This is a genomic window from Pseudomonas sp. FBCC-B1667, from assembly GCF_059133255.1.
Window position 1 is genome coordinate 2,549,417 of sequence record NZ_CP101437.1, and the last position, 14,673, is coordinate 2,564,089.

11 protein-coding genes are annotated in these 14,673 nt (G+C 61.5%); 6 read left to right on the forward strand and 5 right to left on the reverse strand.

Features of this window, described 5'->3' with window-relative positions:
* The first annotated feature begins 65 nt into the window (after positions 1-65).
* The gene (locus NL116_RS11525; RefSeq protein ID WP_494377252.1) at positions 66-1,085 is read left to right on the forward strand and encodes an AraC family transcriptional regulator; all 1,020 of its coding nucleotides are present in this window, start codon (positions 66-68) and stop codon (positions 1,083-1,085) included.
* Positions 1,082-2,896: an ABC transporter ATP-binding protein gene (locus NL116_RS11530; RefSeq protein ID WP_494377253.1), complete on the forward strand. Its 1,815-nt coding sequence runs from the start codon at positions 1,082-1,084 to the stop codon at positions 2,894-2,896. Before NL116_RS11525 ends, NL116_RS11530 begins: the two co-directional genes overlap by 4 nt.
* Here NL116_RS11530 and NL116_RS11535 read toward each other — a convergent pair.
* The 3 genes from NL116_RS11535 to NL116_RS11545 form a co-directional block, all read right to left on the reverse strand.
* Positions 2,868-3,803: an alpha/beta hydrolase gene (locus NL116_RS11535; protein WP_494377254.1), complete on the reverse strand. Its 936-nt coding sequence runs from the start codon at positions 3,801-3,803 to the stop codon at positions 2,868-2,870. The genes NL116_RS11530 and NL116_RS11535 overlap by 29 nt on opposite strands.
* Before the next feature lie 217 nt (positions 3,804-4,020).
* Positions 4,021-5,019, reverse strand: a complete 999-nt coding sequence (locus NL116_RS11540; protein WP_494377255.1) for an NAD(P)H-quinone oxidoreductase — start codon at positions 5,017-5,019, stop codon at positions 4,021-4,023.
* Between the two features lie 58 nt (positions 5,020-5,077).
* The gene (locus NL116_RS11545) at positions 5,078-6,289 is read right to left on the reverse strand and encodes a YbfB/YjiJ family MFS transporter (protein WP_494377256.1); all 1,212 of its coding nucleotides are present in this window, start codon (positions 6,287-6,289) and stop codon (positions 5,078-5,080) included.
* Positions 6,290-6,402: 113 nt separating this feature from the next.
* Between NL116_RS11545 and NL116_RS11550 the strand changes: the two genes are divergently transcribed.
* Complete coding sequence (locus NL116_RS11550; protein WP_494377257.1) at positions 6,403-7,278, forward strand: LysR family transcriptional regulator; 876 nt, start codon at positions 6,403-6,405, stop codon at positions 7,276-7,278.
* A 99-nt stretch (positions 7,279-7,377) separates the two neighbouring features.
* Here NL116_RS11550 and NL116_RS11555 read toward each other — a convergent pair whose 3' ends face one another.
* Positions 7,378-8,100, reverse strand: coding sequence for a pirin family protein (locus NL116_RS11555; RefSeq protein ID WP_494377258.1), 723 nt, complete (start codon positions 8,098-8,100; stop codon positions 7,378-7,380).
* Positions 8,101-8,352: 252 nt separating this feature from the next.
* On the opposite strand from NL116_RS11555, the gene NL116_RS11560 reads away from it, so the two are divergent.
* Positions 8,353-9,303, forward strand: a complete 951-nt coding sequence (locus tag NL116_RS11560; RefSeq protein WP_494377259.1) for a GlxA family transcriptional regulator — start codon at positions 8,353-8,355, stop codon at positions 9,301-9,303.
* 185 nt (positions 9,304-9,488) lie between these two features.
* Positions 9,489-10,973 carry an ATP-binding protein gene (locus tag NL116_RS11565; protein ID WP_494377260.1) on the forward strand — a complete coding sequence of 495 codons (1,485 nt, stop codon included), beginning with the start codon at positions 9,489-9,491 and terminating at the stop codon, positions 10,971-10,973.
* On the opposite strand, the gene NL116_RS11570 is transcribed toward NL116_RS11565, so the two are convergent.
* Positions 10,938-13,742 carry an ATP-binding protein gene (locus NL116_RS11570; protein WP_494377261.1) on the reverse strand — a complete coding sequence of 935 codons (2,805 nt, stop codon included), beginning with the start codon at positions 13,740-13,742 and terminating at the stop codon, positions 10,938-10,940. The genes NL116_RS11565 and NL116_RS11570 overlap by 36 nt on opposite strands.
* Before the next feature lie 333 nt (positions 13,743-14,075).
* On the opposite strand from NL116_RS11570, the gene NL116_RS11575 reads away from it, so the two are divergent.
* Positions 14,076-14,651 (forward strand): flavodoxin family protein, encoded by a 576-nt coding sequence (locus NL116_RS11575; protein ID WP_494377262.1) that lies wholly within the window; start codon positions 14,076-14,078, stop codon positions 14,649-14,651.
* Positions 14,652-14,673: the final 22 nt, after the last annotated feature.

Consider the following 14,673-nt stretch of genomic DNA (forward strand, 5'->3'; position numbering starts at 1 on the left):
GCCGCAACTGTTCAACGGTGCTGGTGTTTTTTGCCATTTCAAGAGTTAGGGAGCGAAACGTTCACATGCGGGAAAAGGACTCGGTTGCCGTTTACTTCGTGCAGGCCATGATCCATGCGCTGGCGAAAGATCCGCAGCGCCTGAAGGCTGCGCTGGAACAGGCCGGTATTGACCCGGCGTTAATGGCTCAGCCCACGGCGCGGGTGCCGGCCAGTGCATTTGCCCAGTTGTGGCTGAATCAGATTCGCGAGTTGAACGACGAGTTTTTCCGGCTCGACTCCCACGGCATGCCGCCGGGCAGCTTCGCTTTGATCTGCCGCGCCTTGATCCAGGAACCCGACTTGCACAAAGCCATGCGTCAGTGCCTGGTCAATTTCGGCCTTTTTTTGCGCGACTTTCGCGGCACCCTGACCGTGCGCGGCAAACGCGCCATCATGAGTCTGGACTCCCACGCGCAAAACGAAGACGTCAGCCGTTTCGGCGAAGAGACATTCCTGGTGCTGATGATCAGCCTGCTGTGCTGGCTCGGCGGGCGACGTATTCCCATCGACCGCGCAGACTTCCGTCATGAACGCGTGTCCCTCAGCGACGACCGCTTGCTGTGGGGGCCCAACCTGACCTTCGGCGCCGAGCGCACGGAAATCGAATTCGCCAGTCACTACCTGCGCCTGCCGGTGGTGCAAGACCTGGCCTCACTCAAGGTATTCCTGCGCACGGCCCCGCAATGGCTGGTCATCCGCTTCCGCAACCAGCATGGCCTGGCCTCGCAAGTCCACCAGCGCCTGCGCAACAGCGATTACAGCGAATGGCCGACCCTGCAGGATTTCGCTCTCGAACAACACCTGAGCCCCAGCACCTTCCGCCGCAAACTGGAGCGCGAAGGCTGCTCGTATCAGGAGATCAAGGACGAAGTACGGCGCGGCGTGGCCTTTGAACAGTTGCGCCAGAGCAAGGCGAGCATCAGTGATATTGCTGAACGACTGGGCTTTCAGGAACCGAGCGCGTTTCATCGGGCGTTCAAGAAATGGACGGGGGAGAGCCCGGGGCGGTATCGGGCGCGGTTTCAGGTGGAGTGCTCAGGGTGACCCCTGTTTTTGGCCGGCTCACCGCTTTATTCGACCAGGCCCGACGCGCCTTGCTATTGGTCTGGGGCACGTCCCGCGGATTGTTTCTCGGCCTGGTCCTCGCCACGCTGATTGCCGGTGTCCTCCCGGCGCTGGCCGCGTGGATTGGTCAACGCATCGTCGACGCAGTGGTCAGCGCCATGCAGCTGCACGCGCAGCAGGGCAGTGCGCCGTTGTGGCCGGTGGTGCGTTATGTGTTGATGGAGGCGGGGGTGTTGGCGTTGTTGTCCGGTACGCAACGGGCGTTGTCGGTTCAGCAGTCGCTGTTGCGCGTGCAGTTGGGGCAGAAGGTCAACACGATGATTCTGGAGAAAGCCCAGACGTTGTCGTTGGTCCAGTTCGAGAATTCCGAGTTTTACGACAAGCTGGTGCGGGTACGGCGCGAGGCGTCGACCCGGCCGCTGGCGCTGGTGATGAAGTCGTTGGGGCTGATCCAGAACCTGATCGTGCTGATCAGCTTCGGCGTGTTGCTGGTGCACTTTTCACCGTGGGCGCTGGTGTTGCTGGTGGTCGGTGCGTTGCCGGTGTTTTTCGCCGAGGCGCATTTTTCCGGGGATGCGTTTCGGCTGTTCACCCGCCGGGCGCCGGAGAGCCGGCAGCAGACCTACATCGAGACGCTGCTTTCCCACGAGGGGTACATCAAAGAGGTGAAGCTGTTCGGTTTCGCGCCACTGTTGTTACAGCGTTATCGCGACACCTTCTCCCGTCTCTACGCTGAAGACCGCCGGTTGACGCTGCGTCGCGATGGCTGGGGATTTGTTCTCGGCCTGCTCGGTACGACGGCGTTTTACCTGGCGTATGCGTGGGTGGTGGTCGATGCCGTCCACGGCAATATCACCCTGGGGCAAATGACCATGTACCTGGTGTTGTTCAAGCAGGGGCAGACTGCGGTCAGCAGCAGCTTGAGCGCTATCAGCGGGCTCTATGAAGACGGCCTTTACCTGTCGAACCTCTATGAATACCTGGCGGAACCGGTGGTGGCCGATACCGGGACGCTCACGGAGGGTGCCGTACCCGGCGATGGTTTGCGTTTCGAAAACGTGGCTTTTCGTTATCCGGGTGCGAGTCGTGCAGCGCTGGAAGGCATCGACCTGCACCTGGTGCCGGGGCGCAGCCTGGCGCTGGTGGGGGAGAACGGCTCGGGCAAGACCACGCTGATCAAGTTGCTGACCCGTTTGTATCGACCCGATCAAGGCCGCATTTTGCTCGACGGCAGTGATTTGCAGGCTTGGCAGGAGGACACTCTGCGGCAGCGCATCGGCGTGATTTTCCAGGATTACATCCGCTACCAATTCTCGGTGGGCGAAAACATCGGCGTTGGCGACACCTTGGCGTTCAACGATGAGCAGCGCTGGCAGGACGCCGCAACCCAAGGCATGGCTGCGCCATTCATCGAGCGTCTCGATCGCGGCTATGCCACGCAATTGGGGCGATGGTTTGCCGGTGGGCAAGAGTTGTCCGGCGGGCAGTGGCAAAAGATCGCGTTATCGCGTGCCTACATGCGTCGCGACGCCGATATCCTGATTCTCGATGAGCCGACGTCGGCCCTCGATCCGGCGGCGGAAGCGGCGGTGTTCGAGCACTTCAGCCAGCACACCGAAGGCCGCATGACGTTGCTGATTTCCCACCGGTTTTCCAGCGTGCGCAATGCCGATCACATCATCGTGCTGGACCAGGGCACGATCCTTGAGCGTGGCGATCACGACAGCCTGGTGGCGGCGGGCGGGCGTTACGCGCAGTTGTTTAACCTGCAAGCCCGGGGTTACCGCTAGGTTTGGCTTTCATCAAACCATCGATTGCCTGGCGATACTGACTGCCGCCCAGACTCATGCTGTTGTTATGCGTACCACCGGGCACCAGCAGCAGGCGCTTGGGTTCATTGGCGGCATTGAACAACTGCTGGCTGAAGCGTGAAGGCATGAACGGGTCGGCCAGACCGTGGACCACCAGCAACGGCATGTCGATGTCGACGATCTTGTCGATGGAATCGAATTTCTGCGACACCAGCCAACGCACTGGCAGCCATTTTACTGGCAGGTTGCTGTCGGCCACTTGCGCCACGGCATCGCCCAGCGAGGTGAACGTGGATTCAATCACCAGGCCGCGCACCGGCACGGGATCATGTTGCTTTTTCGCTTGTGCGGCCAGATCTGCCGCGAGGTCGATGGCCACTGCGCCGCCCAGGGAATGGCCGTAAATCAGACGCTTGTTGGCGTCCGGTTGCATCTGGATGAAACGCTCCCAGGCGGCTCGGGCGTCTTCGTAAACACTGGCTTCCGAGGGCAGGTCCCCTTTGCTTTGGCCGAAGCCGCGGTAGTCGATGGCCAGCACCGAGTAGCCCATGGCGCGCAATTGCTCAATGCGAAACGCCTGGCCCGTCAGGTTCCAGCGCACGCCGTGCAGGTACAGGATCGACGGCGCATCCCGGCGCGCGGCCGGCCACCACCAGGCGTGCAGGTTCTGTCCGGCCTTGAAACTGGCGGGTTTGATGTCGAACTCCTGCACATCGCTCGGCAGGCCGCGATACCAGCCGGCGGTGCCCGGCTCGATGCGAAACAGCAGCTCGCGCTCTTTGTATTTGAGTACGCCACAACTCACCGGCAGGCCGACGATCAACATGGCCATGCACAGCAGCGGCAGCCAGCGACGACCTAAGCGGCTCAACAAATTCGACAACATGCGGTGGTCCGGAAGATCAGCGGGAAAGGACGGGTTTTAACAGATGTGTGGCGGGGGCGGGAACAATTTCGACAGCCGTATGAAAACCGGCGGTGAATCATCCGGCCTCATCGCGAGCAAGCTCGCTTCCACAGGCGATATGCGTCGCGCCATAGATCCAATGTGGGAGCGAGCCTGCTCGCGATGGGGGGCCATTACAGCCAAAGCCAAATCCGGATCAATCCACCTTCAACACAATCTTCCCAACATGATCCCCAGCCTCCATCCGCGCATGGGCCTGTGACGCATCGTTGAGCGCATACACGTTGTCAATCATCGGCAGACAACGCCCGGCGGCAAGAACCGGCCAGACATATTCCCGCAACTGTTCAGCAATCGAAGCCTTTTCTTCGCGGGTGCGTGAGCGCAACAGGGAACCGGTGATGATTGCGCGCTTGGCCATGATCGCCAGCAGGTCGACCTCTTTGGCGTGAGCGCCGCCGAGAAAGCCCAGCATCACCAATCGACCCTCCATGCCCAGCGCAGCGATGTTCGGATTCAGGTACGAACCGCCCATGATGTCGAGGATCACGTTCACGCCTTTGCCGGCGGTTTTTTGCGCGATGACCTCGGCGAAATCCTGGTCGCGGTAGTTGATCGGCTCGGCGCCCAACTGGCGGATCACTGCACACTTGTCCTCGCTGCCCGCCGTGGCGAAGGCCTTGACTCCGAATTCGCGGCACAACATCAACGCGGTGGTGCCGATGCCACTGGTGCCGCCGTGAATCAATGCGCGCTGGCCTTTGCTGGCGCCACCCATGTCGAACAGGTTGGCCCACACCGTGAAGAAGGTTTCCGGGATCGCCGCTGCGTGCAACCAATCCATGCCGTCAGGAATCGGTAGCGTCTGGCCGGCCGGTGCCACGCAATATTGCGCGTAGCCGCCGCCGTTGGTCAGCGCGCAGACCTTGTCGCCTACAATGAATTCGCTGACGCCTGCGCCTATGGCCACCACTTCACCGGCCACTTCCAGGCCCGGGAACGGACTCATGCCGGGTTTCAGCGGGTACTTGCCTGCCCGTTGAAGCGCGTCGGGGCGGTTGACCCCGGCAGCGTGCACGCGAATCAGCACTTCACCCGCAGTCGGGGCAGGCACCGGCTCTTGGCGCGGCTTTAATACCTCGGGGCCGCCGGGCTCGGTGATTTCAATCAGGGTCATGGTTTGGGGCAATGTCATGTCGAAGTCCTGAGATAGAGAAGTCATAAAAATGGGACCGCATCCAGGCAGCGGTGATTCAGTTCAAAACAGGCAGTAAATCGTCACGACGGTTGAACAAACGCATGCCCTGTTCCAACAGCAGTGCAACCACAATCGCACCGGCCGCAATGACAAACAACAAAGCGTGGTGACCGCCGCAGGCATTGAACAGCGCCGAATAGGCAAACCCGGCGATGGCTTGAAAGGTGGCGAACGACACCGTCGCGCGGCTCCACGCTACTTGCTGCTGGTGATGCTGGGGGATCAGTTCGTGAACCCGCGCCAGCGCCAATGGGACGATGCCCGGCGGGAACGAGCCGAGAATCACTGCCAGCAAGGCCAGCGCCACAAAAGAACTCGAGATCGACAACAGGCCAACCGCAATCGCCTGCACCACCAGCACCAGGCGAATACTGACTTTCGCGCCGAACTGATCCGCCAGAAAGCCATAACTCACGGGCCCGATAATCGCGCCAAGGCCATACATCACCCAAATCAGCGCGCCGACGTGCGGCCCGGCTCCGAGTCCACGGGCCACGTAGTCCACCAGGAACACCATGGCGGGCACCAGCCCGGCGGCCATGAACGCGTATTGAGCGAACAGCAGGTAAACCCGTGGATCAGTGGCAATCCTGAGCTCGTCGGTTGTGGGTGCGACGGCTGCGTGGTGCACCTCTGACGGCCAGCCGAACCAACTGGCAGCGGTGAGCACCAGGGACAACAGGCCAAGGCCGAACCAAGTTTGCTGTAAGCCAAGGCTCAGCAACGGCGGAACAATCGTCCCCGAACCGGCAATGCCCAAGCCAATCCCGAGAAAAATTGCGCCGCTGGCCAGCCCTCGGCGCGAGGCCGGCACGTGGGGCAACACGGTCGCAGCCACCAGCACCATGATCGCGCCACCGGCAACGCCCGACAGCAGGCGCCACCCAAAGAACCAACTCACCGACAAGGGAAAACCACAGGCGAAAAACGATACCGTCACGGCAAACATCATCAGCCGCAGCGCGGTTTTGTTCGAGGTATGTTGCGCGACAGGGCGGCCAATCAGGGCGCCAATCAGATAACCGACGAGGTTGGCAGCGCCCAGGTAAACCACGTCGCTGGCGGAAAACCAGTGCGCCTGGATCAACGCTGGAATCAACGGCGTGTACGCAAAACGCGCCAGGCCAATGCTGACCAGGCTGGCGCTCAGGCCGGCGAAGATCGGCAGCCACAAGGCGTTGCGCGAGGGAGTCGATGAGCTGTGCATGAGCAGGATCCTGAGAGGTGTTCGCTGGCCTTCAGCCTATCGTGATTATCTGATGCAATAGCGCAGCGATTTTGCGCTATGGTGATGCATATCTGCATCAACTGGAGCGCCTCATGAATTGGGATGATGCACGGGTGTTTCTCGCGGTGTGCCGGGAGTCGACACTGCGCGGCGCCGCGAGGTTGCTGGGGGTCGACCAGGCCACGGTGGGCCGGCGGATTACGGCGCTGGAAAAGTCCTTGAGTGCCACGTTGTTCCTGCGCACCTCCGAAGGTTATGCACTGACCGCGGTCGGCGAGGCGGCGCTGGCGGCGGTGGAAAAAATGGAGCGTTCGGCACTGGAGCTGCAGCGGCAGATCCAAGGGCTGGACGACCGGTTGACCGGACTCGTCAGGGTCAGCACCACCGATTCCATGGCCATCGACTTCCTGATCCCGGCCATGGCGCGCCTGCATCAACAGCACCCCGACGTACGCGTGCAACTGGACGCCTCGACGCAGATTCTCAGCCTGGCCAAACGTGAAGCCGATATCGCCGTGCGCAATACCCGGCCGGATAACCCGGACCTGATTGCACGACGACTCGCCCGCTGGCCGGTGGGCCTTTTCGCGTCCCGGGCGTACGTGGACGCCCACGGCATGCCGGCGCCGGGTTCGGCGTTCCAGGGGCATGATCTGGTGGTGTATCAGCCGTACCTGCAAAACCAGAAGGACATGACGCTGGTGTCGGAGCCCTTGCATCGTGGACGGATCGTGTCGAGCCTGAGCTCCAGCCTGCTGGTGCGCCGATCCATTGCGGCGGGTATCGGGCTGGGGGAAATTCCGGTGTACATGGGGGAGAGGGATGGCCTGGTCAGGCTCTGGCCGGAGCGCACACGACCGCTGCCGTATGATGTCTGGCTGGTGACCCACGCCGACTTGCGGCACACCGCGCGGGTGCGGGCGGTGATTGATGAAATTGTCGCGGTATTTTCAGGGACGGGTGAGTGAAGCCTGAATGATCGCAGCCTCGTTTCACTCGTCAGCTCCCACAGCTACACGCAAACCTGTGGGCGCTTATGAGCAAAACGAGGCGGCGATTGGTAGACCTTATGGCATTTCAGGCAGTTCTTGCGGGCGCAGGTCGAACACCAGCACTTCGGCGTCCACACCGTTGCTCAACGTCAGCAGCTGCTCATCACGAACCCGCACGCCATCACCTTCCTGCAACGGCACGCCGTTGAGTTCAACGCTGCCACGGGCCACGTGCACATAGGCATAACGATTCGCGGCCAGTTCCAGCGCAGCGCTTTCCTTGCCGTCGATGAGCGCGGCATACACCCGTGCATCCTGACGCACCTTCAGCGAACCCTTGTCCCCATCGGGGGAGATGATCAGTTGCAGACGACCGCGTTTCTTTTGCGTGCTGAAGTGCTCTTGCTGATAACGCGGTTTGGCGCCGCTCACTTCCGGCACGATCCAGATTTGCAAGAAATGCACAGGCCGGGTCGCCGAGTGGTTGTACTCGCTGTGGGCCACGCCGCTGCCGGCGCTCATCAACTGGACGTCACCCGGACGGATCACCGAACCGGTGCCCAGCGTGTCCTTATGCTCCAGCGCACCCTCGAGCACATAGGAGAAAATCTCCATGTCGCGGTGAGGGTGCTGGCCGAAGCCTTTACCGGCCGCTACGCGGTCATCGTTGATCACCAACAGGTCTGAGAAACCCTGTTCTTTCGGGTTGCGATAGTTGGCGAAGGAAAAGGTATGGAACGACTTCAACCAACCGTGATTGGCCGCGCCGCGATCAGAAGCTTTGCGAAGGGTCAGCATGATGAAATCTCCTGGTGGGACGTTGATTCGTCCGAGTGAGGAGAAGGTTAATGGTTACTGGCGGGTGCAATAAGTAGATGGAAATTGAAACACTGTCCTGATGAGGTTGACAGTTTTGTGCGAATGATCACGCATTCTTTCCCGACGCTGACGCCACGATTGGCCATAATGCATAGCACCCTTTTAACGCCGTACTCCTACCGGGACCGGTGTCTGGCCAGTATTCTTTTCCGACTTAGCGATTTTTAATTCATGAAAACCGTGGCAATGGTGTTATTCCCGGAGTTCCTCCTGCTCGACATGGCCGGTCCCATGGAGGTGTTTTCCATCGCCAACCGCTACCTCGCCCCGGCGGAGCACTACCACCTCACGACCATCGGCACCGCGCCTGGCACATTGCGTGCGTCCAATGGCGTCAGCGTCCACGCCGATTTGCACATTGATCAGGCGACTCAAGATTACGATCTGCTGCTGGTGCCGGGTGGCCCCGGCGCATATAACGAGAAACACCCGGCGTTGCTCAACTGGCTCAAGAGCGCGGTGAATCGCGCCGGGCGCTATGGTTCGATCTGCACCGGCGCCTTCGTGTTGGGGCACGCCGGTTTGATCGACGGTTACCGCGTAACCACTCACTGGCACTACACCGAACGGCTGATCAAAGGCTTCCCCAAGGCCACGATCGAGACCGATCAGATCTATGTGCTGGACCGTAACCTCATCACCTCCGGCGGCGTGACCGCCGGCATCGACCTGGCGCTGGCGGTGGTCGCCGAGGACCATGGCAAAAAAGTCGCGCAAGACGTGGCCAAAGTGCTGCTGGTGGTGATGAAGCGCCAGGGTGGACAGGCGCAATTCAGCCCGTTGATGGCCACGGTTGCCCCGCACGAAACGCCGATCACCCGGGTGCAAAACTATGTACTGGAACATCTGGATGAAGCGTTCTGCATCGAGCGCATGGCCGGTCTGGCAACCATGAGTACGCGGCACTTCACCCGGGTTTTTGCCCGGGAAGTGAACATGACACCGATGGAGTTTTTGCAAAACGCGCGCATCGACCGCGCCAGGAGCTTGCTGGAAACCAGTGACCTGCCACTCAAGACCGTGGCGTTCAAAAGTGGTTTTGGCAGTGTGCGGCACATGCGTTTTCTGTTCGGCGAAAAACTCGGGCTGACACCCAGCCAGTACCGCGAACAGTTCAGCTGACGTGGTGTGTCCGTCATGCGCACCTTGATGGCCGGGACGCTCCCTCCGTGGCCGTTGAACCGTCACGCAGGACTGCCAAGATACCCCTGAACTCTTTGCGAGGGAGGTGCGGGAGCCTGGACGGCGAGTGCGAAAGAGGTCGTTGGCACTTTGCGCCGGAGCAGGTTTTCAGCACGCTAACGTGCATGAACAGCCTCACAGATTTAAACAGCGAAGCGGTGCTGCATTTCGGCCCCTACGCGTTTCACCAGCGGCAACGGCTGATCCTGGACGGTGATCGGCCGCTGCGCATGGGCGGGCGGGCCATGGACATCTTGCAGGCACTGGTTGAGCGTGCAGGAACGGTGGTCAGCAAGGACGAACTGATTGCCCGGGTCTGGCCGACGTCGGTGGTCGAAGAAATCAATCTGCGCGTGCACATTGCTGCGCTGCGTCGCGCTCTGGGCGACGGGCAGAACGGCCAGCGCTACATCGTCAACATTCCTCAGCACGGGTACAGTTTTGTGGCCCCGGTCTTGCCACAGCCGGCGGGCGCGCCCGTGTCGATCCAGTCCATACAGAAAGCTCAACACAACTTGCCTGCACGGCTCACGCCGGTGACCGGCCGCGACTCGATTGTCGGCAGTCTGGTGCGACAGTTGCCGGTGCGGCGTTTGATGACATTGGTCGGTCCCGGCGGGATCGGCAAGACCATCGTGGCATTGCGCGTTGCCGAATTGGTGTTGCAACAGTATCGGGACGGTGTCTGGCTGGTTGATCTGGGAGCGATTGATGATCCCGAGCAAGTTATTGAACATCTGGCGCGCACCCTTGAACTGGATCCCGGGACCGCCCTTGAGGCGTTGGCGCAGCGCCATGCATTACTGGTGCTCGACAACTGCGAGCACCTGCTGGAGCGCTGTCGCACGCTGGTTGAAAGCCTGCTGATCGCGGCGCCCCGGGTGTCGATTCTGGCCACCAGCCGCGAACCGTTGTTGGCCGCAGGGGAAACGCTGGTGCGTCTGTCGCCACTGGCGGTGCCGCCCATCTGCGAGTGGCAGAGTGTCGCGCAAGTCATGGGCTATTCGGCCGTGCAGTTGTTCGTCAGTCGCGCCCGCACCCGTCAACAAGGCTTTGCCCTGCGCGAACAAGACCTCGACACTGTCGGTGATATCTGCCGCAGGCTTGATGGTTTGCCGCTGGCCATCGAGCTGGCGGCCGCGCAAATTGATGCACTGGCGCTGGTGGGATTGCAAGCGCAGCTAGACAATTGTTTTCAGTTGCTGACCCAGGGCCGGCGCACGGCCGTCCCCCGGCATCAAACTCTGAAAGCCGCGCTGGACTGGAGCTATGACCAGCTCAGCCCATTGGAGCAAACGGTGTTGCAGCGCCTGGCCGTGTTCAAAATGTCCTTTACTCTGGACGCCGCCATCGGCGTACTCAGTTGCGCGGTGCTGCTGCCCGGCCGCGTCAAGGAAGCGGTGGAACACCTCGCGCTCAAGTCGCTGTTGTCGCTGGAGCAGGGTAGCGGTATGACCCGCTACCGTTTCCTCAACACTACGCGCTTGTACGCCTTGGAAAAACTCGAGCACAGTGGAGCGTTTCACGATTTCGAAAGGCGCTACGCCCGTTTCATCAGCCGGGGGCGCTCCACGTCAGCTGGGCAGGTGGCATTGCAACTCGTCGAGTAACCGGCGGACGTTCATCAGGTCCGGTGTGGCAAAGCCTTCGGTGAATTGCTGGTAGATCGGGGCCAGCAGTTCATGGGCCTGCCGATAGCGACCCTGACGCTGCCAGAGCCGGGCCAGCGACATGGCGCTGCGCAGCTCCCAGGCGCGGGCGCCCTGGGTTCTGGCCACGTTCAATGCCCGTATCAGCACGGCCTCGGCCGCCTGGTTTTTCAACGGGCAATCCTCTTCCAGCAGGGCATTCGCTTGGGCCCGAAGAATTTCTGCGGTGCTCCAGCCGGCTATACCGGTATCCGCGCGGTGCAGCAAAGCGTCATCGACGAAACCGCTGTCCAGCGTGACCATGATGTCCTTGATCAATCCGCTGGCCGGTGGAGGCGGCAAGTGCGCCTCTGCCTGATCGATCACCTGCGCGTAATGACGCGCCCACGTGTAGAACAACAGCACCGAATGTTTTTGCGCTTGCTCCAGCAGCAGGCGCAGGAGCTCGCGGGCGCTGCGGGTGTCGCCGTTGTAATGGGCGATCAGGCAGCCGGCCAGGGCCAGGGTGTAGCAAATCGAGGTGCCGTGGTTGATCTGGATCGCGATGTCCAGTGCCTGGCGGGCCGTGCGCCAGGCTTGCTCCGGTTGGCCCTGCAACCAGAGGATGCGCGCCAGAATCGTCAGGGACGCAACGCTTTGGTCGTATTGCACACCAAATCCGTGGGTGAAGCGGTTGAGGTGACCACTGTGGGCCATGCGCTGGATCACTTCTTCGGCGTTGCCCCGGGCCCGCGCCTGATCCCCGGCAAAGTGCAGCGCGAGCACGCGCAGCCGATGGGTGCTCAACGCGAGCACGGCGTCGTCATCCCCGCCCAGACGATCGAACTGCAGGCTCTGTTCCAGCGCCGATTGATAATTTCCGCAACTGAGATTGACCGCCATGTGCCCGGACACCGCCCGCAACTGACCGGCCATGTCACGGCACTGTCTGGCCAACATTCTGGCGCTGACGAAGGCGTCGATGGTTTCCGCAGTGCCGCCCTGGGTGTGGTAACAGGAGCTGCCGAGGGCCAGTTTCAGGCTCATTTTCAGCTGAGGGCAGGGCTCGGGTGTCGCATCGAGCAGTGCCAGCGCCTTACGCACATAAATGCCATGTTCCTTGAGCAGCGACAGTTCCTGCCACAGCGGCGTGGACGTTGCGGCCAACTGGATGGCCAGTGTGTGCGAACCGTGCCCGTTCAAGCCCCAATCAAGCGCCGCGCGAATGTCCTCCAGACCCCGGGCGTACCGCTCGATCCACAGACTGGTCGGGATGAGCTCCCAGTCATTGCGTGCCTGATGCATCAACGCCAGGCAGCGTTGGGCATGGCGGATTCGCGTGTCCGCCAGGTCGGCGGCCTGGTCGAGTTTTTCCAGGGCGTAGCTGCGTGTGGTGTCGAGCAGGCGATAGAACACTTCTTCGTCGCCCACTTCCACGTTCAGCAGCGACTTGGCCACCAGTTGAGTGATCGCACCAAACACCTTGCCGGGGTCGATGTGTTCACCGACGATCAACGCCGCTGCGGACTCCAGGGTGAATCCTCCTCTGAACACGCCCAGCCGGCGCAGGCAGGTTTGCTCGCAGTTCGTCAGCAGTTCGTAGCTCCAGTCGAGCGTGGCGCGCAGCGTCTGGTGCCGACCCAATGCCGACTGGCAGCCTTGGGTCAGCAGACGAAAACTGCCTTGCAACTGCTCCAGCACGCCGCTCAAACCCAAGTGGACGACTTGCGCGGCAGCCAGTTCGATGGCCAGCGGAATGCCGTCCAGGCGATGGCAGATGTCGATCAACTGCGGCAGCTCGTCTTCACTCAGTTCGAAACTGTCGTGGCTGGCCATCGCCCGCTCGACGAACAATTGCAACGCCGAAAACGTCATGGCCTGAGCACGGTCCAGCACGGCGATAGGCGGTGGGCAATCCAGCGACTCAAGGCGCTGAACGAACTCGCCTTCGGCTCGCAGGCTTTCGCGACTGGTGGCCAGGATGTGCACTTCGGGCGCGGCGCGCAGGGTGCTTTCGCAGAGCAGGGCGATGGCGTCTACCAAGTGTTCGCAATTGTCGATAACCAGCAGCATCTGCCGGTCGCGCAGGAAGGCCGCCAGTGCGCTCACCGGTTCGCCATCGTGCAGGGACACGTCGAGCAGTGTCGCCAAATGGGCGGTGATCATCAGCGGATCGTTGATCGGCGCCAGGTCCAGCAGGCGAATGCCGTCCCGGTAGCGCCCGATCAACTGTTCGGCGACGCGCAGGGCCACGGTGGTCTTGCCGATGCCGCCGGGGCCGACGAGGGTGATGAAGCGCTGGCGTGCCAGTTGTGTCACCAAATGATCGACCAGGGACTGGCGCCCGATCAGTCGGGTGCGCCGCACGGGGAGGTTATGGCCGCTGGGCACCGGTCCTTCAAGTTCGGGGTGTTGCTCGATCCGTTCCAGCGAATAGGGCGCGACAAAGCTATAGCCGCGCTGCGCCACGGTGACGATGTAGCGCTGGCCGGCCTGGCCATCGCCGAGGGCTTTGCGCAACGCTGCCATGTGCACCCGCAGGTTGATGTCCTCCACCACGCTTTTGGGCCAGACCGCCGCGATCAGTTGCTGTTTGCTGACCACCTGTCCGGCGTGCTCCAGCAGGATCAGCAGAATGTCCATGGCACGCCGGCCCAGGCGCAGGGGCTGGTCGGCCTCCATCACCAGACGTCGTGCGGGGTAGATCCGGTAGGGGCCGAAATGCACAGCCTGTTCGGGGGAGAGGGTCAACGTGTCGCTCCTGCTTGCATCCGTCTAGTACGCGGTTTTCGAGCATATTCCGCAGGTTTTGGGATCAGTGCAATCCGGGCGGTGGATGACTGTCAGGTGTTCGCAGCGACTATTCATACCTGTAACCGCTGGCCTGTGCCGTGTTTACGGTAACAAAGCCGGGGTTACGGCTTTTGGCGCGCCAGGGAAAATTAACAACGTTTAACTCGTGCTGCGTCTGGTCTACGCCCAAAACTCTGGTTCTTCAACGGCCATCGGTCGGTCGCCGTACGCAACGTTTGTTGATGTTGGCATTGAAGTGAAGCAGGGATTTATTGTCATGAGGACATCGGAATGAGCAATGTCGTGGTGGTCTATCACAGTGGCTACGGGCACACCCGTGTCATGGCGCAAGCCGTGGCCCAGGGGGTGGAACGGCACTTGGGCAGCACCTGCCTGTTGATTCCGGTCGAGGAAGTGGACGACCACTGGGACCGCTTGCACAGCGCCGACGCCATCATCTTCGGCGCCCCGACCTACATGGGCAGCGCCTCGGCACCTTTCAAAGGCTTCATGGAAGCCACCTCGGCGTTTTACCTGGCCCAGCCCTGGCGCGACAAACTGGCCGCCGGGTTCACCAACTCCGGCAGCCTGTGCGGCGACAAGCTCAACACCTTGCTGCAAATGTCGGTGTTCGCCGCTCAGCACTCAATGATCTGGGTCGGCCTCGACCTGCTGCCGGCGCGTTCCGGTACCGGCGTGTTCGATGGGCAGATGAATCGCCTGGGCAGCTCGCTCGGTGCCATGTCCCAATCCAATGTCGAACAACCTCCCGAACTGGCCCCGCCACCTGAAGATCGCTGCACTGCGGCGCACCTGGGCGAGCGCGTGGCACGGCTGGCCGAACGCATGAACCACTCACCTGTTTGATAGACCCCCCGACACTCGCAAA

Bases quoted from the DNA above. Each gene is read 5' to 3' on its own strand.
- NL116_RS11525 (WP_494377252.1), top strand. From the start codon at position 66: ATGCGGGAAAAGGACTCGGTTGCCGTTTACTTCGTGCAGGCCATGATC.
- NL116_RS11535 (WP_494377254.1), bottom strand. From the start codon at position 3,803: ATGTTGTCGAATTTGTTGAGCCGCTTAGGTCGTCGCTGGCTGCCGCTG.
- NL116_RS11540 (WP_494377255.1), bottom strand. From the start codon at position 5,019: ATGACATTGCCCCAAACCATGACCCTGATTGAAATCACCGAGCCCGGC.
- NL116_RS11545 (WP_494377256.1), bottom strand. From the start codon at position 6,289: ATGCACAGCTCATCGACTCCCTCGCGCAACGCCTTGTGGCTGCCGATC.
- NL116_RS11550 (WP_494377257.1), top strand. From the start codon at position 6,403: ATGAATTGGGATGATGCACGGGTGTTTCTCGCGGTGTGCCGGGAGTCG.
- NL116_RS11555 (WP_494377258.1), bottom strand. From the start codon at position 8,100: ATGCTGACCCTTCGCAAAGCTTCTGATCGCGGCGCGGCCAATCACGGT.
- NL116_RS11560 (WP_494377259.1), top strand. From the start codon at position 8,353: ATGAAAACCGTGGCAATGGTGTTATTCCCGGAGTTCCTCCTGCTCGAC.
- NL116_RS11565 (WP_494377260.1), top strand. From the start codon at position 9,489: ATGAACAGCCTCACAGATTTAAACAGCGAAGCGGTGCTGCATTTCGGC.
- NL116_RS11575 (WP_494377262.1), top strand. From the start codon at position 14,076: ATGAGCAATGTCGTGGTGGTCTATCACAGTGGCTACGGGCACACCCGT.